The organism is Rhodocyclus purpureus (assembly GCF_016653115.1).
In the GTDB taxonomy this organism is placed as follows: Bacteria; Pseudomonadota; Gammaproteobacteria; order Burkholderiales; family Rhodocyclaceae; genus Rhodocyclus; species Rhodocyclus purpureus.
In genome coordinates, this window is record NZ_NHRX01000043.1 from 22,787 (window position 1) to 42,278 (window position 19,492).

The following is a 19,492-nucleotide window of genomic DNA, read 5'->3' on the forward strand; positions in this document are numbered from 1 at the left end:
GGCTTCGGAAAGGCGGGGGCCGGACTCGGGCGTCTTCGTCCGCAAATCTTTGTTGTGCGATTTTCGCACATGCGCGTGAAAAATAGTCGTTTGTGCCGGCGCCCGCGCCCGACTACGATGGCGCCCATTGCCGGAGCGACGCCGACGGCAGCACCGGCCGCAGGCAGGAATCCGCAAGGGCCCTACCTGCATATTCCCTTCAACCACCCCCTCTCCAGCGAGAACAACGATGGCAGCGAACGAGAAGCTCTCCTTCAACTGGGAAGACCCCTACGGACTCGACGCACAACTGAGCGACGAGGAACGCATGGTGCGCGAAACCGCGCTCAACTACGCGCGCGACCGCCTGCAGCCGCGCGTGCAGCACGCCTTCCGCAATGAACACACCGACCGCGAGATCTTCAACGAGATGGGCGAACTCGGACTGCTCGGCCCGACCATCCCCGAGCAGTACGGCGGCGCCGGACTCAACTACGTTGCCTACGGCCTGATCGCGCGCGAAGTCGAGCGCGTCGACTCGGGCTACCGCTCGATGATGAGCGTGCAGTCGTCGCTGGTGATGGTGCCGATCAACGAGTTCGGCACCGAAGAACAGAAGAAGAAGTACCTGCCCAAGCTCGCCACCGGCGAATGGGTCGGCTGTTTCGGCCTGACCGAACCGAACCACGGCTCGGATCCCGGCTCGATGATCACGCGTGCGCGCAAGGTCGACGGCGGCTACCTGCTGTCGGGATCGAAGATGTGGATCACCAATTCGCCGATCGCCGACGTCTTCGTCGTCTGGGCCAAGGACGACGCCGGCGACATCCGCGGCTTCATCCTGGAAAAGGGAATGAAGGGGCTGTCGGCGCCGGCGATCCACGGCAAGGTCGGCCTGCGCGCATCGATCACCGGCGAGATCGTCATGGACGAGGTGTTCGTTCCCGACGAGCAACTGATGCCACACGTGCGCGGACTCAAGGGACCGTTCACCTGCCTCAACTCGGCACGCTACGGAATCGCCTGGGGGGCGCTCGGCGCCGCCGAGTCGTGCTTCCACACCGCGCGCCAGTACGTGCTCGACCGCAAGCAGTTCGGCCGCCCGCTCGCCGCCAACCAGCTGATCCAGAAGAAGCTCGCCGACATGCTCACCGAGATCACGCTCGGCCTGCAGGCCTGCCTGCGCCTCGGCCGGCTCAAGGACGAAGGGCGCGCGCCGGTCGAGCTGACCTCGATCGTCAAGCGCAACTCCTGCGGCAAGGCGCTGGAGATCGCGCGGATGGCACGCGACATGCTCGGCGGCAACGGCATCTCCGACGAGTTCGGCGTCATCCGCCACATGGTCAACCTGGAAGTGGTGAACACCTACGAGGGCACGCACGACGTGCACGCGCTGATCCTCGGCCGTGCGATCACCGGCATCCCGGCCTTCGCGAACTGAGGCAGCAGCAATTGCGCCGGCGACCGTCACGGTCGGCGGCGCATTTCTTCGGGTCACGGGCAAGCGCGCCGCAGGAGGACGCCGCTGCTGTCGGCAGGAGCCGACAGCCGTGCCCGCTCAGTAGGCGATGGCAGCCTTGCGGTTGGTCGCGTTGCCTTCGAGTTGCGGCGTCTGCGCGAAGCCCTTCTTCATCAGCGCGCGCACCTTGCTGATCACCTCCTTGCGCGACAGCTTGTTCTCTGTCTCGCGCATGACCTTGACGAAGTAGTAGGTGAAGGCGCCGTTGTAGCGGCCGTCGAAGTACGCATCGGCACTCGTCTGATTAGCCTTGCACCCGGTCCACAGGATGTGGTGCTGGCCGGCGACGGTTTCCCTGGCGGCCAGCTTCCCATCGTCGGCGACTTCGGGAAAGGCCGAACGGTCGAGCTTGAAACCGCGCATCGCGGCGTTTCTGTCGCCGAACTCGTGTTCCGGCGGCGCGACATAGCGCGGGCGCGGCGCATGCAGGCCGAACTCGGCGCCGCGCAGACCGCTGCCGCTGTGACAGGTGTCGAGGTAGACCTCGAGCAGCACGTTCTCGGGGAGTTGCACGAACAGGTCGTGGAACTCGTCGTCGCAGATGATGTGCGCGGGGTCCCAGGCGCCATTCCTTTCGGCGATGTCGTAGGGAACGAAGGCCTCGTCCTTCCCGTCGGGCTCGTCGCCGCTGGTGTCGTTCATCTGCGTCCCGTGCGAGGAGAGGCCGAAGACGATGTAAGAGAGGCGTCCCGCCCTGGCCTCGGCGACCATCGACTTGAGCTGGGCCATGATGTTGGCCTTGGTCGCCTGGGCGTCGGTGAGGGTGGCGATTTCGCTCGGATGGAAGCCCAGCACGTCCTCGTAGAGCGAGGCCATGTCATGGACGTCGTTGACGCAGCCGTTGAGCGTGAACTGCGGGTAGTTCGCAAACTGGTTGATGCCGACAAAAAGCGCTCGTTTCCCTGCCATTTTTCTTCTCCTTCGAAGCCGCCGCCTGAGGATCCGCGATGCTGCGGCACCCATCGCCCTGAGATTATCTTTCCATCATGGCTTCGGGGCAATGGGGATGGCATAGCGGCAAGAGATCGCCTGCCACCGGACGTGAAAAGACCCGCCTGGAGCGGGTCTTTTCACGAATCGGAACGGCAGGCCTGGTCAGGCCTGCCGGCGCCGCTCAGCGCGTGCCGAACGAGCGGCGGCCGCCGTCGCGCTGGGCCGACTGGTTATGCGACTCGCGCGAGACCGGACGCGAGTGTCCGTCGCGCGGCGCACCGCCCCAGCCGCTGCGCGGGGCGTCGCTGCGCTTGCCCCAGCCACGGCCTTCGCCGCCCTTCCAGCCGCCGGGCTTGCCGCCGGGCGCGCGCGGGCGCGGCGCCGGCTTGCGCGTCGGCTCGAAACCGGCGACGACGTCGACCGGGATCTGCTGCTGCGTGAAGCGCTCGATCTTGCGCACGGCAAACTGCTCGCCGTGATTGGCCAGAGAGACGGCCAGACCGGTGCGGCCGGCGCGGCCGGTACGGCCGATGCGGTGCACGTAGTCTTCGGCGAACTTCGGCAGGTCGTAGTTGAAGACGTGCGTGATCGTCGGAACGTCGATGCCGCGCGCGGCGACGTCGGTGGCGACCAGCACGCGCACCTGTCCGCGGCGCAGCGCGTTCAGCGTGCGGTTGCGCGCGCCCTGCTGCATGTCACCATGCAGCGCAGCGGCGGCAAAGCCGGCGATGGTCAGGCGGTCGGCGATGCTGTCGGCGTCGCGTTTGGTCGCGGTAAACACGATCGCCTGGTCAATCGAGACGTCGCGCAAGAGGTGGTCGAGCAGGCGGTTCTTGTGATCGAGGTCGTCGACGAAGTGCAGACGCTGCTCGATGTTGTCGTGGCGCGCGGCGACTGCGGTCGCCTGCACCAGCAGCGCGTCGCGCGTGATGCGGCGCGCCATCTGGCCGACGACGCCGTCGAGGGTCGCCGAAAAGAGCAGGGTCTGGCGCGAAGCCGGCGTCGCCGCGACGATGCGCTCGATGTCGTCGATGAAGCCCATGTCGAGCATGCGGTCGGCTTCGTCGAGGACCAGGGTTTCGAGCTGCGAGAAGTCGATCTTGCCCGATTCCATGTGGTCAATCAGGCGACCGGGGGTCGCGACCAGGATCTCGGGGTTGCGCGACAGGAGCTGCATCTGCTTCGGGTAGGGCATGCCGCCGAGGATGGCAACCGCGCGCACTTGGCGCTGGGTCGAGCCGTACTTTTCGGCGGCGGCAGTGACCTGCAGCGCGAGTTCGCGCGTCGGCGCCAGCACCAGCATCTTCGGCTGCGCGGCGGTGAAGCGCGGACGCTCGCCGCGGCTGCGCCGCGACTGGCGTTCCTGGTTCGGCGTGCGCTGCGGCGCGGTCGTCGTCGCCGGGGCGAGCGAGGCGAAGCGGTGCAACGCCGGCAGCAGGAAGGCGGCAGTCTTGCCCGAGCCCGTTTGCGACGAGACCATCAGGTCGCGCCCCTCGAGGGCGGCGGGGATGGCTTGCTCTTGAACGGGAGTGGGGTCGGTGTAGCCCGCGTCGGCGAGCGCCTTGAGGACGGCCGCGTGCAGGCCGAGATCGGCAAAGGTCATGTTTGCTTTCGATGGTGTGCTGAAGCTGCAAGGAGCCGACACGGACTCGGGAAGCAGCGGGTGATCAGCGAGGTGAAGGACGCCACTGCCGGAAGGTTCCGGAGCAGCGAGAAGTCGCAACGCCAACCAACGAAATGACCGAAAAGATCTCGGGGGGATTTCGGCACAAAGCTTTGTGCCGGAACGGCTGTCGGAAAGTCGACGCCAGGAGGCAGGAGGGCTGGGGGCCAGGTTCGCGATGCTTTTCCGGACGGCGTTTGACGCCGAACGAAGCCAGCTACTATACCAGCCGGCGGGCCCCGCTGTCGAACCTTATTTCTGCAAGGGCGCGAATACCTCGGTCACCAGCACGCGCTGGCCGGCAAAACTGAAGGTCGAGCGGCGCGCCCAGAAGCGCAGCTGCTCGCCTCCGAGCACTGCGGCGGCGGCAGCGAACAGCGGATGCCGATGATCGATGCAGCGGAAAGTCATCTCGCCGCGCGCGAAACCGGGATGGGAAAAGAGCAGCAAGCCGAGCGAACGGGCGCCGAGACGCGCGAGCCAGCGCTGCAGCGGCCCGCGCGGACGACAGGGCAGCACCGTGTGCGCGAAGACAAGCACGCGACCGTCGCAGCACAGCGCCACCTCGCGCACCTGCACGCGGCGGTGCGCGAGGATGCCGAGCAGTGCGGATTCGTCCCGCGTCGGTGCCGCCAGCGTCTGCCGCAGGAGGCGCAGCGAGAAGTCGCCGTGCTGCTGCAGCCGCCGGGTCAGCGAACCGCGATGCGAGAGGAAAGGCTGGCAGGCGAGCTGGTCCGGCCTGCGCACCAGCGTGGCGCGCCAGCGTCGCGCGAGCCGCTCACTCATCCTGGAGACTCAGCGCGGACTCGGCGAGCGCTCGACGCCGGCGATGCGCGCGCCGGGTGCGATGCCGCGCGCGGCGAACCAGCCGGAATTCATCTCCAGCGCAAAGCGCGCCGGCCCGGCGGCGCAGTGGCTGTTCTCGGTCTGCGGCGCCATCTCCTCGATGTTGAGGATGCGCCCCTCCTCGTCGAGGAAGGCGACCGAGAGCGGCAGCAGCGTGTTGCGCATCCACATGCAGTGGCGGGCGCGCTGCGGGAAGACGAACAGCATTCCCTGGTTGGTGGCGAGCGCGCGCCGCTGCATCAGTCCCTGCATGCGCGAGGGCTGGTCGGCGGCGACCTCGGCCTCGATGCGATGAAAGGAAGCCGAGAGTTCGAGCCGAGAAAACTCGACGGCGGTGGCCGGCAGGCTGGCGAGCGCGCCGACGGCGAGGAGGGGTGCGGCGACGGCGCGCAAGGTCTTGGTCAGCAGTGGGTTCATCGACGTTTTCCGGAGCAGGTGTTCGCAGGCGCGCTGCTTCCTGGCGCGCACCGGCATGTTCATCGTTTCTTCCCGACCGGCGGCGCCGTGCGGAAAGAGCGCCCGCGCGGGCGCACAGGCCCGGGCGCGGTGGGCGGCAGGCCCAGTTCGGCCAGGCTCACCTGCCGCCATTGACCGGGAGCAAGCCCGTCGGTCGTCGCCGCGCCGACAGCATGGCGAAACAGGCGTAGCGTCGGGAAGCCGACCGCAGCGGTCATCCGCCGCACCTGCCGGTTGCGCCCCTCGCGGATGCGCAGCTCGATCCAGGAGGTCGGTTTGTCCTTCCTGAAACGGATCGGCGGGTCGCGCGGCGGCAAGGGCGGTGCATTGATCCGCCGTGCCTCGGCCGGAAGCGTCGTCACGTCGGCGTAGCGGACGCCGGCGCGCAGCGCGGCGAGCGCAGCCTCGTCGGGGATGCCCTCGACCTCGACCCAGTAGGTCTTGGCCAGCTTGAAGCGCGGGTCGGCGATGCGCGCCTGCAGCGCGCCGTCGTCGGTGAGCAGCAGGAGTCCCTCGCTGTCAGCGTCGAGCCGACCTGCGGCATGAACACCGGGAACCGCAATGTAGCCGGCCAGCCCCTGCCAGCGACCTTCGGCAGTGAACTGGCTGAGGACGCCGTAAGGCTTGTTGAATAGGATGAGGGTCGACAAGGCAGGAAGCTTCTCTGGGCCGCAGGCGGCGTTCGCGCCGACGCGGGGACGGAATGAGTCAGGTACGGCGAGCTGCCATTGTAGCCGCAGCCTCACGAAAAACGCTGCCGTTTGCGTCGAGCGGCGTCCTTGCCCCCGACGCATACGCAAACAGGCAGGCGCGAAGGCGAGTATACTTTTGTTACATAGGTCAGCCGAAACGCGCCCCGTGCGTTACGTGGCGAAAGCAGTGCAACTGACGGCCATGTATCGGCACTTCCTGCCGCACCATTTCGTCCGCCTGGTGACGGTTTCCGGCAAGCCGTCGCAGCCCGAAGTTGCAAGCGCTTCATCCCAGGCCGGAGCCCGCCGGGTTCCGCCTCGTCAAAGCCATCTTGATGAAAACTGATCCGCATCCCCTGCCCGCCGAAGAAGACGCGCCGCACGGACATCCGCACGCGCCGATCGGCGAACCACCGCCGCTGCCCGACGCCGCGGTTCCGCTCGGCAATCAGGTCGACGGCCCTACCGTGAGTTCGGAAGAGAGCTTCTCCGATTCGCTCAAGCACCCGCTCATGGCGCCCCCCGGCGCGCAGACGCTGGCCGAACTGGCCGCCGCCGAACTGCCGGCCTCGCCGCCGGCGGCCTGGGCCGGAGCCATCGCCGAGCTGAAGGCCGGCCTTGCAGGCGGCGAGACGATCTTCGGCTGGCTGGAGACCGACCTCGACGAGCGGCTGCGCTTCGCTTCGGGAATCATCGTCCTCACCGACCGCCGCCTGCTCGCCCGGGGCGCCGACGACAGCGAGTGGCGACAGTGGCCGCTCGTCGCCGGGATGAAGCTCGTCCGCCGCGACCACGCCGGCGTCGGCAGCCTGTCGCTGTCCGACTCAGGCGGCCTGCTCATGCTCTGGCGCTACACGCTGGCCGAGGACGCCGCTGCCGGCCGCCTGATCGAGCAGTTCGGTCGCCGGCTGGCGGCGCGCCTGAGCGGGCTGCAACCGGAGCCGCCGGAGCGGGCAGTCTGTCCGCATTGCAAGAACCCGCTGCCGCCCGGAGAGGACGACTGTCCGCAGTGCAGCCGCGAGATCCACGAGGCGCCCTCCACCTGGACGCTGTTCCGCCTGTGGCGCTTCGCCAAACCGTACAAGGGCCAGTTGCTCGCCGGCTTCCTGCTGATGCTGGCCTCGACCGCGGCGACGCTGGTGCCGCCCTACCTGACCATGCCGCTGATGGACGAGGTGCTGATCCCGTTCCAGAACGGGGCGCCGATCGACACCGCCAAGGTCTACATGCTGCTCGGCGGCCTGCTCGTGGCGGCGCTGGTCGCCTGGTCGCTCGGCTGGGCGAAGACCTACATCCTGGCGCTGGTCAGCGAGCGCATCGGCGCCGACCTGCGCACGACCACCTACCAGCACCTGCAGACCCTGTCGCTCGAATACTTCGGTGGCAAGCGCACGGGCGACCTGATGTCGCGCATCGGCGCCGAGAGCGACCGCATCTGCGTCTTCCTCTCGCTCAACCTGCTCGACTTCGCCACCGACGTGCTGATGATCACGATGACCGCCGTGATCCTGTTCTCGATCAACCCGTGGCTGGCGCTGGTGACGCTGGCGCCGCTGCCGTTCATCGGCTGGCTGATCCACAACGTGCGCGACCGGCTTCGCTACGGCTTCGAGCAGGTCGACCGGGTCTGGGCCGAAGTGACCAGCGTGCTCGCCGACACCATTCCCGGCATCCGGGTGGTCAAGGCCTTCGCGCAGGAGAAGCGCGAGGTGGCGCGCTTCAAGGAAGCCAACGCGCGCAACCTGGCGGTGAACGACCGCGTGAATAAGGTCTGGTCGGTGTTCTCGCCGACGGTGACGCTGTCGACCGAGGTCGGCCTCCTGGTCGTCTGGGCCTTCGGCATCTGGCAGGTGTCGCAGAGCGCGATCACCGTCGGCGTGCTCTCGGCCTTCATCGCCTACATCGGCCGCTTCTACGCGCGGCTCGACTCGATGAGCCGCATCGTCTCGGTGACGCAGAAGGCCGCCGCCGGCGCCAAGCGCATCTTCGACATCCTCGACCATGTCTCCAGCGTCCCCGAGACGGCCAACCCGGTGCCGCTGCCGCAGCCCTTCGCCGGCAACATCGAGGTGCGTAAAGTCGGCTTCCGCTACGGCAACCGCACCGTGCTGCGCGACGTCGACCTCGACATCCGCGCCGGCGAGATGATCGGTCTCGTCGGCCACTCGGGTTCGGGCAAGAGCACGCTGGTGAACCTGATCTGCCGCTTCTACGACGCCTCCGAAGGCGCGATCCGGATCGACGGTGTCGACCTCAGGTCGCTGTCCTTCGCCGAATACCGGCGCCACATCGGCCTCGTGCTGCAGGAGCCCTTCCTCTTCTTCGGCACCATCGCCGAGAACATCGCCTACGGCAAGCCCGAGGCGACGCGCGAGGAGATCATCGCCGCCGCACGCGCAGCGCATGCGCACGAGTTCATCCTGCGCCTGCCGCATGGCTACGACTCGCTGGTCGGCGAACGCGGCCAGGCGCTCTCCGGCGGCGAGCGCCAGCGCATCTCGATCGCGCGCGCGCTGCTGATCAACCCGCGTATCCTGATCCTCGACGAGGCGACCTCGGCGGTCGACACCGAGACCGAGCTCGAGATCCAGGGCGCGCTCGACAACCTGATCCGCGGTCGCACCACGATCGCCATCGCGCACCGGCTGTCGACGCTGCGCCGCGCCGACCGCCTGGTCGTCCTCGACCGCGGCCGTGTCGTCGAGGAAGGTCCGCACGACGAGTTGATCGCACGCGAGGGTGCCTACTTCCGCCTCTACGAAGCGCAGACGAAGCAACTCGAGGAACAGGTCGCCGAAGCCGGCTGGGTGGTCACCGGCACCGACCGGCGTCGCCCCGCAGCGAAGCACGCCGCCGAATGAGCCGGCCCGCCATGGAGAATCCCAACTTGACTGCAACCGCTTTCGACCTGCACCGTGATTCCTTCGGCCAGCTGGTGTTCACCGCCGCCGACGGCGTCGAGCATGTCGGCGTCGTTCCGGTGCGCGCCTTCCCGATCAGTGCGCCGAACGGCAGCCTGTCGCTGCTCAGCGCCGAGGGCCACGAACTGGCGTGGATCGACGAACCGCAGGCGCTGCGTGAAGACCTGCGCACGCTGATCGAGGACGAACTCGCCAGCCGCGACTTCATGCCGGTGATCCTGCGCGTGAACAGCGTCTCCAGCTTCGCAACGCCGTCCACCTGGGAAATCGACACCGACCGTGGCCCGACCCGCCTGGTGCTGAAGAGCGAGGAAGAGATCCGCCGCCTGGCACCGCCGGCGCTCCTGATCGCCGACGCCCACGGCATCCACTTCCTGATCCGCGACCGCTACGCGCTCGACGCGCACAGCCGCAAGCTGCTCGACCGCTTCCTGTGAACGAGAATTTTCGTGCCGTGTCAGCCAAGGACGGGCTCCGGCGTTAATCTTGCAATCTGCGCGCAGCCCGAACCCTCCCCAGCCACTTTCACTCACCGCACCGGCCCCGCCGCCACCGACCGATACATGAAAGACATCAAGATTATCGACATCCGCCACATGCGCGGACCGAACATGTGGACCTACACGCCGGTGCTGGAAGCGCTGGTCGACATCGGCGAACTCGAAGACTGTCCGTCGAACCTGATCCCCGGCTTCTACGAGCGCCTGTCGGCAGCACTGCCTTCGCTGATCGAACACCGCTGCTCCTACGGCGAGCGTGGCGGCTTCCTGCGCCGCGTCCAGGAAGGGACCTGGCCCTGCCACATCCTCGAACACTGCACGCTCGAACTGCAGGCGCTGGCCGGGATGCCCGGCGGCTTCGGCAAGGCGCGCGAGATGTCGGACCGCGGCATCTACAAGGTGATCGTCACCTGCTGGCACGAGGTGGTCACGCGAGCGGCGCTGGCCAGCGCCCGCGAGCTGATCATGGCGATGATCGAGGATCGCCCCTTCGATACCGCCGCCGCCGTCGATAAGCTGAAGCGCCTCGCCGACCGCCACTGCCTCGGCCCGTCGACGGCAGCGATCGTCGGCGCCGCGGAAGCGCGCAAGATCCCGTCGATCCGCCTGCTGCCGGGCGGCAACCTGGTGCAGCTCGGCTACGGCGCGCGCAGCCGCCGCATCTGGACCGCCGAGACCGACCGCACCAGCGCCATCGCCGAGACGATCTCGCGCGACAAGGACCTCACCAAGACGCTGATCGCCTCCTGCGGTGTCCCGGTCCCCGAGGGCCGACTCGTGGACAGCCCCGAGGACGCCTGGGAGGCCGCGCAGGACATCGGCCTGCCGGTGGTGGTGAAACCCTACGACGGCAACCACGGTCGCGGTGTCTTCATCGAGCTGACCACGCAGGAGGAAATCGAGGCGGCGTACAAGGTCGCCCTGAGCGAAGGCAGCGGCGTCATCGTCGAGCGCTGCATCCAGGGCGCCGAACACCGCCTGCTCATCGTCGGCGGACGTCTGGTCGCCGCCAACCGCAGCGATACGGCGTCGGTGACGGGCGACGGCAAGCACACCATCGTCGAGCTGATCGCCAGCCAGATCAACTCGGACCCGCGGCGCGGAACGACCGAGGAACATCCGCTCAACCTGATCCGCATCGACTCGGCGGCGCGCATGGAGATTGCGCGCCAGGGCTTCACCCCCGAATCGGTACCGCCGGCAGGCCAGGAGGTGATGATCCAGCGCAACGGCAACCACGCCTTCGACGTCACCGACGAGGTCCATCCCGACGCCGCTGCCGCCGCATCGCTCGCCGCGCGCATCGTCGGCCTCGACATCGCCGGCATCGACCTCGTCTGCCGCGACATCTCGAAGCCGCTCGCCGAACAGGGCGGCGCCATCGTCGAAGTCAATGCCGGACCGAGCCTGCTGATGCACATCAAGCCGGCGGTCGGCAAGCCGCGCCCGGTCGGGCAGGCGATCGTCGAGGACCTCTTCCCCGCAGGTGACGACGGCCGCATCCCGGTGGTCGGCGTCACCGGCAGCCGCGGCACGACGCAGGTCGCGCGCATCGTCGCCAGCCTGCTCTCCCTGTCCGGCAAGTGGACCGCGCTCGCCTCGAGCGAGGGCATCTACCTCGACCGCCGCCTGGCCGAAGCCGGCGACCGTACCGGCTTCGAGGCGGCCAACCGCATGCTCACCAACCGCTCGGCCGAGGCCGCCGTGTTCGAGAACGGCTACGACGTGATGTTCGACCAGGGCCTCGCCTACGACCGCTGCCAGGTCGGCGTCGTCACCAACATCGACCCGCAGCAGCACATCGGCCGCTCGTACATCGAGGAACCCGAGCAGGTGTTCTCGATCCTGCGCACGCAGGTCGACGTCGTCCTGCCCACCGGGGTGGCGGTACTCAACGCCGCCGACGAACTGGTCGCCGACATGGCGCGGCTGTGCGACGGCGAGGTGATCTGGTTCGCCAGCGACGCGACGCTGCCGCGCATCGTCGAACACCGTGCGCAGGGCGGCCGTGCCGTCGTCCTCATCGACGGCGTGATCACCCTCGCCCACGGCGAGCAGACGACGCCCCTGCTCGCCGCCGCCGACGTGGCACTCCTCGCCGGCGACGCCGGGGAGACCGACAACGTGCTGGCGGCAGTCGCCGCCGGCTGGGCGCTCGACATCCCGGCCTACGTGCTGCGCACCGGCGTCGAGACCTTCGACCTGATCTAGAGAGACCCGGCGCCGCCGGCGGACGCATGGCGGCGCCCCATCGAGCCTGAGGAAGACCGTTCATGGAAGTATCCCGCATCCGCGCGCTGCGCGGCCCCAACCTGTGGAGCCGGCACACGGCGATCGAAGGCATCGTCTCGTGCAGCGACGGCGAGCTCGACATCGATCTCTTGCCGGGCTTCGAAACCCGCCTGCGCGAGCGTTTCCCCGAGATCGCACTGCTCCAGCCGACCGCCCACCAGCAGAAGGTGACGATGGCGCACGCGCTCGAATTCGCCGCACTCGGCCTGCAGGCGCAGGCCGGCTGCCCGGTCACCTTCAGCCGGACGACGGCGACGATCGAGCCGGGTATCTACCAGGTGGTCGTCGAGTACAGCGAGGAAGCGGTCGGCCGCCTCGCCTTCGACCTCGCGCTCGAACTGTGCCGCGCCGCGGCCGCCGACACGCCCTTCGACCTCGACGGCGCACTCGAACGCCTGCGCGAGCTCGACGAGGACATCCGCCTCGGGCCCTCGACCGGCTCGATCGTCTATGCGGCCGTCGCGCGCGGCATCCCCTACCGCCGCCTGACCGAAGGCAGCCTCGTCCAGTTCGGCTGGGGCAGCAAGCAGCGCCGCATCCAGGCGGCCGAGACCGACGCCAGCAGCGCCGTCGCCGAAGCGATCGCGCAGGACAAGGACCTGACCAAGATGCTGCTGCGCGCCGCCGGCGTGCCGGTGCCGCACGGTCGCCCGGTCGATGACGCCGCCGACGCCTGGGCCGCCGCGCAGGAAATCGGCGGCGCGGTCGTCGTCAAGCCGCAGGACGGCAACCAGGGCAAGGGCATATCGGTCAATCTGAAGACGCAGGAGCAGGTCGAGGCCGCGTATGCGGTCGCCGCCCGCTTCAGCGACGAGATCCTGGTCGAGCGCTACCTGCCCGGCCACGACTACCGCGCGCTGGTGGTCGGCGACAAGCTCGTCGCCGTCGCCCGCCGTGACCCGCCGCAGGTCGTCGGCGACGGCGTGCATTCGGTGCGCGAACTGGTCGAGCAGGTCAACCGCGATCCGCGCCGCAGCAGCGGCCACGCCACCTCGCTGACCAAGATCCGCTTCGACGAGATCGCGCTGGCGCGGCTCGCCGAACAGGGGCTCGACGCCGATTCGGTGCCGGCGCGCGGCGTGCGCGTGATCCTGCGCAACAACGCCAACCTGTCGACCGGCGGCAGCGCCACCGACGTCACCGACGACGTCCATCCCGAATTCGCCGCGCGCGCCGTCGCCGCCGCGCGTACCGTCGGCCTCGACATCGCCGGCATCGACATCGTCTGCGAGAACGTGCTGCAGCCGATGGAAGAACAGGGGGGCGGCATCGTCGAAGTGAACGCCGCACCGGGGCTGCGCATGCACCTGCAGCCCTCGTTCGGCAAGGGGCGCGCGGTCGGCGAGGCGATCGTCGACAGCATGTTCGCTCCCGGCGACGACGCGCGCATCCCGCTGGTCGCGGTCGCCGGCACCAACGGCAAGACCACCACCGTACGCCTGATCGCGCACCTGATGGCGCAACGCGGCTGGCGGGTCGGCCTGACCACCACCGACGGCGTCATCGTGAACGGCCGGCTGATGGATACGGGCGACTGCAGCGGGCCGAAGAGCGCGCGCAACGTGCTGCTGCACCCCGACGTCGATGCCGCGGTGTTCGAGACCGCGCGTGGCGGCGTGCTGCGCGAAGGGCTCGGCTTCGACCGCTGCGACGTCGCCGTCGTCACCAACATCGGCAAGGGCGACCACCTCGGCCTCTCGTACATCAGCACCGTCGAGGACCTGTCGGTGGTCAAGCGCGTCATCGTGCAGAACATGAAACCGGAAACCGGCGTCGCCGTGCTCAACGCCGCCGACCCGATGGTCGTGGCGATGGCCGACTCCTGCCCCGGGACGGTGACCTTCTTCGCCGCCGAGCGCACCTTGCCGGCGATGGCCAAGCATCGCGCGCAGGGCCGCCGCGTCGTCCATGTCGACGGCGACGCGATCGTCGTCGCCGAGGGGATGAGCGAGGAACGCTACCCGCTCGCGGGCATTCCGCTCACCGCCGGCGGCAGCATCCGCTTCCAGGTCGAGAACGCGATGGCGGCGATCGCCGCCGCGCGCGCGATCGGCATCGACCCCGAACTGATCCGCCAGGGTCTGGCGACTTTCGTCAGCGACGCCGCGACTGCGCCCGGACGCTTCAACGTCTTCAACTACCGCGGCGCGACGCTGATCGCCGACTACGGCCACAACCCCGACGCGATCGCGGCACTGGTCGCGGCGATCGAGACGATGCCGGCCCGGCGGCGCTCGGTGGTGATCAGCGGCGCCGGCGACCGCCGCGACGAGGACATCCGCCAGCAGACCGAGATCCTCGGCGACGCCTTCGACTCGGTCGTCCTCTACCAGGACCAGTGCCAGCGTGGGCGCGCCGATGGCGAAGTGCTGGCGCTCCTGCGCGAGGGCCTCGCCAACGCCAGGCGCACGCGCGAGGTGCAGGAGATCCGTGGCGAATTCGTCGCCATCGACACGGCGCTGGCCGCACTCGAGGCAGGCGACCTCTGCCTGATCCTGATCGACCAGGTCGAGGAAGCGCTCGCGCACATCGGCCGGCGCGTCGCCGCGGCCTGACCGCTCCGCTACGGCGATGAAGGCATCGACGCCGGGAACCGCGCTGCTTGCCGGCGCGCTCGTCGTCCTCGTCGCCGGCGGAGTCTGGCTGGCGCCGCGCCTGCACCCGGGTGCGGCGGCCGGCGACTGCGACCTCGGCGAGCGCGCCTGCGTGCAGGCGCTCGCCGACGGCGGCCAGCTCACGCTGTCGATCACGCCGCGTCCGATCCCGACGCTGGCGCCGCTGACGGTCCGCGTCGAGATCAGCGGCAGCACGCTCACCCCCACGGCCGTCGACTTCCAGGGCGTAGACATGGACATGGGCAGCAACCGCGCCCCACTCGTCGCCGACGCCACTCCCGCCACTCCCGCCACTCCCGCCACTCCCGCCAGGGGCGCCGACGGGCAGGCGGCGAGGTCCTTCAGCGGCAGCCTGCAGATCCCCGTGTGCAGCAGCGGCAGGATGCGCTGGCAGGCCAATGTCCGCTTCGCCGGTGAAGCATCGGCGCCGGCCTTCCATTTCTGGTCCGGGGCGAGCCGGCAGGGCCGGCCGAGCGCGCTGGCACAGGCGGAGGTCGCAGGCGGCGACTTCACGCTGCCGGGCGCCGACGGAGGGCGGGTGCGCCCGATCTCGCTGCACGAGTTCCGCGGCAAGGCGGTCCTCCTCTACTTCGGCTACACCTACTGCCCCGACATCTGCCCGACCTCGCTGACCCTGATCCGGGAAGCGCTCGCGCAGCTTTCATCCGAAGAGCGCCGCCGCGTGCAGGTGCTCTTCGTCAGCGTCGACCCCGCGCGCGACACGCCCGAGCACCTGCGCGACTACCTCGGCTTCTTCGCCCCCGAGATGATCGGGCTGGTCGGCGACAGGGAGGAGACCGCCCGCGTCGCGCGCGCCTGGGGTGCCTTCTACCAGGTGCAGCCGGCCGACGAAAAGGGGCGTTACAGCGTCGATCATTCGGCCTTCACCACCGTGATCGACGGCGAGGGGCGCTTCGTCGGCCGCCTGGCGCACGGCAGCCCCTCTGCCGAGATCGTCGCCGCGTTGCGCCCGCTGCTCGCCGGCACGCGCTAGAATCCCTCCAGCCCCCAACCAGCCCGTCAGGAGAATCCATGCGCTCGTACCGCAGCCTCGCCCTCTCGCTTCCCTTCGCCTTCACGCTCGCCTGCGCAGCGCCGGCACAGTCCGCCGAGCCGGTGGTCAACGTCAGCGAACCCTATGTCCGGCTGGTGCCGCCGTCGGCGCCGGCGACCGGCGCGTTCATGCTGCTTTCCAACTCGGGCAATGCCGCGCGCCAACTCGTCAGCGCCGACAGCCCTGTCGCGAAGACGGTCGAACTGCACACGCACCTGAACGAGAACGGCGTGATGAAGATGCGGCAGATCAAGGAGATCGGCATTCCGGCGCACGGCGAGACCCGGCTCAAGCCGGGCAGCTACCACGTCATGCTGATCGACCTGAAGGCGCCGCTACAGGAAGGAGACGGCGTCCCGCTGACGCTCAAGTTCGATGACGGCAGCGTGCAGAAGGTGGTCGCGCCGGTGCGCAGCATCGCCTCGACCTTGCCGGCCGCGCACGCGCCGGCGCAGATGAAGCACTGAGCGACGCCCCGCTGGCGCGGGGCAGCCTTCAGTCGCGCGGAACGCTCTCCGCGAAGCTCGGCCGCTGCATGAGCTTCTCGTAAAGCCGGCCGAGGTTCGGATGCTGGCCGCGCCAGTCGATCCCGGGAAAACGGAAGGCGAGGTAGCCGAGCGCACAGCCGACGGCCACGTCGGCGAGCGAGAAGATCGTTCCCGCGCAGAACGGCGCCTCGCCGAGTTCCTCGGACATGTATTCGAGCCCGCGCGTGAGCTTCTCCTCGTGGCGCGCGATCCACGACGGGTCCTGCAGCGCCGGCGGCCGCTTGCGCTCGAGGAAGATCGTCGCCGCGGCTTCGGCGATACCGTCGGCGAGCGCCTCCCAGCGCTTGACCTCGGTGCGCTCGCGGTGGCCTGCCGGCAGCAGGCGGTTGTTCGGCGTCAGCTGGTCGAGATGCTCGACGATCACGCGCGAGTCGAAGAGCACCGACTCGTCGTCCAAGACCAGCACCGGAATCTTGCCGAGCGGGTTGTGCTCGGCGACCCGGTTGCCCGGCACCCAGGGCGATTCGAGGACGAACTCGACCTCGATCTTCTTCTCGGCCAGGGCGACGCGCACCTTGCGCGCGAAAGGACTGGTCAGTGTTCCGATGAGCTTCATGGGCCTCCCCCTGGCTGTTCGCGGTGACGCCAATATAGCGCCAAACGGCGCGCCGTTAACGCCTGAGGCAAGGCCTTGCGCGCATGCGCAAGCGCCGCCAGGCCCCGCCCCCTGGGGTAAAATCGTGGATTAACCCGTGAAGGAAGTTTTCCATGTCCGAGAGTTCCCTGACCGCGCTGTCGCCGCTCGACGGCCGTTACGCCGCCAAGCTCGACGCCCTGCGTCCGCAGTTTTCCGAATACGGCCTGATCCGCCGCCGCCTGCAGGTCGAGATCGAATGGCTGAAGGCGCTCGCCGCCGAGCCGCACTTCGCCGAAATCCCGGCCTTCTCCGCCGCCACGCTGGCGACGCTCGACGCCCTCGTCGCCGACTTCAGCCCGGCCGACGCGGCCGAGGTGAAGGCGATCGAAGCCGTCACCAACCACGACGTCAAGGCGCTCGAATACTGGATCAAGCGCCGCCTCGCCGACAACGAGGAAGTGATGCGCGTCGGCGAGTTCATCCACTTCGCCTGCACCTCCGAAGACATAAACAACCTCTCGCACGGCCTGATGCTGAAGGCGGCGCGCGACGAGACGATGCTGCCGGCGCTCGCCCGCGTTCTCGCCAAGCTGAAGGCGCTCGCGCACGCCAACGCCGAAGTGCCGATGATGTCGCGCACGCACGGCCAGCCGGCGACGCCGACCACGCTCGGCAAGGAAATGGCCAACGTCGCCTGGCGCCTCGAACGCGCGACGGCGCGCATCGCTGCGGTCAGCCTCACCGGCAAGATCAACGGCGCCGTCGGCAACTACAACGCGCATCTGGCCGCCTACCCCGACTTCGACTGGGAGTCGTTCGCCAGGCGTTTCGTCGAGTCGCTCGGGCTCGAATTCAACCCATACACGATCCAGATCGAGCCGCACGACGCGATGGCCGAGCTGTTCGACGCCTGCGCGCGCGCCAACGCGATCCTGCTCGACCTCGACCGCGACGTCTGGGGCTACATCTCGCTCGGCTTCTTCAAGCAGCGCGTCAAGGCCGGCGAGATCGGCTCGTCGACGATGCCGCACAAGGTCAATCCGATCGACTTCGAGAACTCCGAAGGCAACCTGGGGCTGGCCAACGCCGTGCTGCGCCACCTCGCCGACAAGCTGCCGATCTCGCGCTGGCAGCGCGACCTGACCGACTCGACCGTGCTGCGCAACATGGGTGTCGCCTTCGGCTATGCGCTGCTCGGCTACGACTCGCTGGCGCGCGGGCTCGACAAGCTCGAGGTCGACGCGGAGCGCATGCACGCCGACCTCGACGCCAACTGGGAACTGCTCGCCGAGCCGATCCAGACCGTGATGCGCCGCTACGGCATCGCCAACCCCTACGAGAAGCTGAAGGAACTCACGCGCGGCCAGCGCGTCTCGCGCGAGGGCATGCAGGCCTTCGTGCGCACGCTGGAAATCCCCGAGGCCGCGCGCGCCGAACTGCTGCAGTTGACGCCGTGGGACTACACGGGCAAGGCGGCCGAACTGGCGCGGCGCATCTAACCGCGACCGCAACGCATCCACCGAAAAATCCGGCAGGGCGCAGCAGCGCCCCGCCGGGGCAAGCATCGAGCAATGAGCACTTTCCAGGCAAACCTCAAGAAGCTTCCGGGCATCTCGCACCTGGCGGCGATCGACCTCTTCGACGCGGAAGGCACGCGCGTCGCCCGCATCGAGAACAAGCCCGGCCAGGCCGGATCGCTGTCGATCTACAACCACCTGGCGCAGATCCACGGCGCGATCACGCCGGAAGCGGCCCGCCGCGGCCTCGAACTCTACGCCGAGTACGCCGACGACGCACGTACGCACCCGGGCAGCCACCCGAACATCGACCGCCTGTTCGCCGTGATCGGCGAAGGCAAATCGCTACGCATCAAACATGTTTTCGCGCCGGTCGTGTAGCATCCGTCCTTCGTTTCACCCTCAGCCAGAAGGAGAACTAATGAACAAGTTCCTGAAGACCCTGATCGCCGGAGCCACCCTCGCCGCCGTCGCCGGCACCGCCTCCGCGCAGCAGTTCAAGCCGGAAGATCAGATCCAGTGGCGCCAGTCGGCCTACCAGGTGATGGCCTGGAACATGCAGCGTATCAAGTTCAACGTCGAAGGCCAGTACAACAAGGACGAGGTGGTCAAGGCCGCCAACACCATCGCCGCGATCGCCAATTCCGGCATGGGCTCGCTCTACGGGCCGGGTACCGACAAGGGCAAGGGCTGGCACAACACTGCCGTCAAGCCGGCCTTCTTCACCAACGGCCAGAAGGTCGGTGAACTGGCGATGGCCTTCACCAAGGAAGCCAACGAGATGAGCAAGGTCGCTGCCGCCGGCGACGCCGCAGCGGCCAAGGCACAGTTCGGCAAGCTCGGCCAGACCTGCAAGGCCTGCCACGACGACTTCAAGGCGAAGGACTGAGCGAGCTTTCAGTCGCCCGCAAGACAGGAATGGCCGCGGAGCAATCCGCGGCCATTTTGCTGGAGGCTCGGGCCGTGCCCTGACGGCCCTAGGCGGGACAGGCCTTCTGCGCTGCTTCCCTGGCCTGGTAGCAGGCTTCGGGATTGTCCGGCCTGATCGAGAGTTTTTCGGCTCTGCGTTTCTCCCGCGCCGCACGGATTGCATCTCTCTCGGTAGCCCACGCAGCCTGCCGTTGCTCCAGCGTCTGCGCCTGCGCAGCTGGCTGCGCGACCGCTGGTGCGGCTGACGGTACAGCAGGCGTTGCCGCCGGCTTGGCGCTTGCCGTACCCGGCCACGGCGAACGACAGGCCTCATGCATTGTCTCCCTGGCTTGACGGCATTGCGGGCCTGGCGAAGTCGCAGCAAGCCTGTAGGCGCGCATTTTTTCCTTCGCTGCGCGTCCTGCCTCCCTCTCCTCGAACCATGCCGCACGCCGTTCCTCCGCCGTTGGC

16 protein-coding genes are annotated in these 19,492 nt (G+C 68.5%); 10 read left to right on the plus strand and 6 right to left on the minus strand.

Features of this window, described 5'->3' with window-relative positions:
- The first annotated feature begins 229 nt into the window (after positions 1–229).
- Entirely contained in the window at positions 230–1,420 is a 1,191-nt protein-coding gene (locus CCR84_RS08655; RefSeq protein WP_201211401.1) for an acyl-CoA dehydrogenase, read from the plus strand.
- Positions 1,421–1,537: 117 nt separating this feature from the next.
- On the opposite strand, the gene CCR84_RS08660 is transcribed toward CCR84_RS08655, so the two are convergent.
- The 5 genes from CCR84_RS08660 to CCR84_RS08680 all read right to left on the minus strand — a co-directional run bounded on the left by CCR84_RS08660 (position 1,538) and on the right by CCR84_RS08680 (position 6,046).
- A complete protein-coding gene (locus CCR84_RS08660; protein WP_201211402.1) occupies positions 1,538–2,407 on the minus strand; it encodes a caspase family protein in 870 nt (289 codons plus the stop codon).
- 205 nt (positions 2,408–2,612) lie between these two features.
- Positions 2,613–4,034, minus strand: coding sequence for a DEAD/DEAH box helicase (locus CCR84_RS08665; protein ID WP_201211403.1), 1,422 nt, complete (start codon positions 4,032–4,034; stop codon positions 2,613–2,615).
- A gap of 312 nt (positions 4,035–4,346) precedes the next feature.
- Positions 4,347–4,880, minus strand: coding sequence for a chorismate--pyruvate lyase family protein (locus tag CCR84_RS08670; RefSeq protein ID WP_201211405.1), 534 nt, complete (start codon positions 4,878–4,880; stop codon positions 4,347–4,349).
- Positions 4,881–4,889: 9 nt separating this feature from the next.
- Positions 4,890–5,357 (minus strand): DUF192 domain-containing protein, encoded by a 468-nt coding sequence (locus CCR84_RS08675; RefSeq protein WP_201211566.1) that lies wholly within the window; start codon positions 5,355–5,357, stop codon positions 4,890–4,892.
- A gap of 59 nt (positions 5,358–5,416) precedes the next feature.
- The gene (locus CCR84_RS08680) at positions 5,417–6,046 is read right to left on the minus strand and encodes a pseudouridine synthase (protein ID WP_201211407.1); all 630 of its coding nucleotides are present in this window, start codon (positions 6,044–6,046) and stop codon (positions 5,417–5,419) included.
- 377 nt (positions 6,047–6,423) lie between these two features.
- Here CCR84_RS08680 and CCR84_RS08685 point away from each other — a divergent pair, with 377 nt between their 5' ends.
- From CCR84_RS08685 to CCR84_RS08710, 6 genes are all read left to right on the plus strand, one after another.
- A complete protein-coding gene (locus CCR84_RS08685) occupies positions 6,424–8,949 on the plus strand; it encodes a cyanophycin metabolism-associated ABC transporter (protein WP_242508627.1) in 2,526 nt (841 codons plus the stop codon).
- A 26-nt stretch (positions 8,950–8,975) separates the two neighbouring features.
- A complete protein-coding gene (locus tag CCR84_RS08690; protein ID WP_242508628.1) occupies positions 8,976–9,446 on the plus strand; it encodes a cyanophycin metabolism-associated DUF1854 family protein in 471 nt (156 codons plus the stop codon).
- Between the two features lie 126 nt (positions 9,447–9,572).
- Positions 9,573–11,720, plus strand: a complete 2,148-nt coding sequence (locus CCR84_RS08695) for a cyanophycin synthetase (protein ID WP_201211411.1) — start codon at positions 9,573–9,575, stop codon at positions 11,718–11,720.
- 62 nt (positions 11,721–11,782) lie between these two features.
- Positions 11,783–14,356 carry a cyanophycin synthetase gene (cphA, locus tag CCR84_RS08700; protein WP_201211413.1) on the plus strand — a complete coding sequence of 858 codons (2,574 nt, stop codon included), beginning with the start codon at positions 11,783–11,785 and terminating at the stop codon, positions 14,354–14,356.
- 16 nt (positions 14,357–14,372) lie between these two features.
- On the plus strand, positions 14,373–15,410 hold the full coding sequence (locus CCR84_RS08705) for an SCO family protein (RefSeq protein ID WP_201211414.1): 1,038 nt from the start codon (positions 14,373–14,375) through the stop codon (positions 15,408–15,410).
- Between the two features lie 38 nt (positions 15,411–15,448).
- Positions 15,449–15,937: a copper chaperone PCu(A)C gene (locus CCR84_RS08710; protein WP_201211415.1), complete on the plus strand. Its 489-nt coding sequence runs from the start codon at positions 15,449–15,451 to the stop codon at positions 15,935–15,937.
- A gap of 28 nt (positions 15,938–15,965) precedes the next feature.
- Here CCR84_RS08710 and CCR84_RS08715 read toward each other — a convergent pair whose 3' ends face one another.
- Positions 15,966–16,574: a glutathione S-transferase gene (locus tag CCR84_RS08715; RefSeq protein ID WP_201211416.1), complete on the minus strand. Its 609-nt coding sequence runs from the start codon at positions 16,572–16,574 to the stop codon at positions 15,966–15,968.
- Between the two features lie 152 nt (positions 16,575–16,726).
- Between CCR84_RS08715 and purB the strand changes: the two genes are divergently transcribed.
- The 3 genes from purB (at position 16,727) to CCR84_RS08730 (ending at position 19,001) form a co-directional block, all read left to right on the plus strand.
- A complete protein-coding gene (purB, locus tag CCR84_RS08720; RefSeq protein WP_201211417.1) occupies positions 16,727–18,094 on the plus strand; it encodes an adenylosuccinate lyase in 1,368 nt (455 codons plus the stop codon).
- A gap of 72 nt (positions 18,095–18,166) precedes the next feature.
- The gene (locus CCR84_RS08725) at positions 18,167–18,493 is read left to right on the plus strand and encodes a DUF2322 family protein (RefSeq protein ID WP_201211418.1); all 327 of its coding nucleotides are present in this window, start codon (positions 18,167–18,169) and stop codon (positions 18,491–18,493) included.
- A 40-nt stretch (positions 18,494–18,533) separates the two neighbouring features.
- Entirely contained in the window at positions 18,534–19,001 is a 468-nt protein-coding gene (locus tag CCR84_RS08730) for a c-type cytochrome (RefSeq protein WP_201211419.1), read from the plus strand.
- Positions 19,002–19,492: the final 491 nt, after the last annotated feature.

What these genes read in the sequence shown, in the direction of transcription:
- CCR84_RS08725 (WP_201211418.1), top strand. Translation starts at nt 18,167, where the DNA reads ATGAGCACTTTCCAGGCAAACCTCAAGAAGCTTCCGGGCATCTCGCAC.
- CCR84_RS08715 (WP_201211416.1), bottom strand. Translation starts at nt 16,574, where the DNA reads ATGAAGCTCATCGGAACACTGACCAGTCCTTTCGCGCGCAAGGTGCGC.
- cphA (WP_201211413.1), top strand. Translation starts at nt 11,783, where the DNA reads ATGGAAGTATCCCGCATCCGCGCGCTGCGCGGCCCCAACCTGTGGAGC.
- purB (WP_201211417.1), top strand. Translation starts at nt 16,727, where the DNA reads ATGTCCGAGAGTTCCCTGACCGCGCTGTCGCCGCTCGACGGCCGTTAC.
- CCR84_RS08710 (WP_201211415.1), top strand. Translation starts at nt 15,449, where the DNA reads ATGCGCTCGTACCGCAGCCTCGCCCTCTCGCTTCCCTTCGCCTTCACG.
- CCR84_RS08730 (WP_201211419.1), top strand. Translation starts at nt 18,534, where the DNA reads ATGAACAAGTTCCTGAAGACCCTGATCGCCGGAGCCACCCTCGCCGCC.
- CCR84_RS08655 (WP_201211401.1), top strand. Translation starts at nt 230, where the DNA reads ATGGCAGCGAACGAGAAGCTCTCCTTCAACTGGGAAGACCCCTACGGA.
- CCR84_RS08685 (WP_242508627.1), top strand. Translation starts at nt 6,424, where the DNA reads ATGAAAACTGATCCGCATCCCCTGCCCGCCGAAGAAGACGCGCCGCAC.
- CCR84_RS08695 (WP_201211411.1), top strand. Translation starts at nt 9,573, where the DNA reads ATGAAAGACATCAAGATTATCGACATCCGCCACATGCGCGGACCGAAC.
- CCR84_RS08665 (WP_201211403.1), bottom strand. Translation starts at nt 4,034, where the DNA reads ATGACCTTTGCCGATCTCGGCCTGCACGCGGCCGTCCTCAAGGCGCTC.
- CCR84_RS08675 (WP_201211566.1), bottom strand. Translation starts at nt 5,357, where the DNA reads ATGAACCCACTGCTGACCAAGACCTTGCGCGCCGTCGCCGCACCCCTC.
- CCR84_RS08660 (WP_201211402.1), bottom strand. Translation starts at nt 2,407, where the DNA reads ATGGCAGGGAAACGAGCGCTTTTTGTCGGCATCAACCAGTTTGCGAAC.
- CCR84_RS08670 (WP_201211405.1), bottom strand. Translation starts at nt 4,880, where the DNA reads ATGAGTGAGCGGCTCGCGCGACGCTGGCGCGCCACGCTGGTGCGCAGG.
- CCR84_RS08705 (WP_201211414.1), top strand. Translation starts at nt 14,373, where the DNA reads ATGAAGGCATCGACGCCGGGAACCGCGCTGCTTGCCGGCGCGCTCGTC.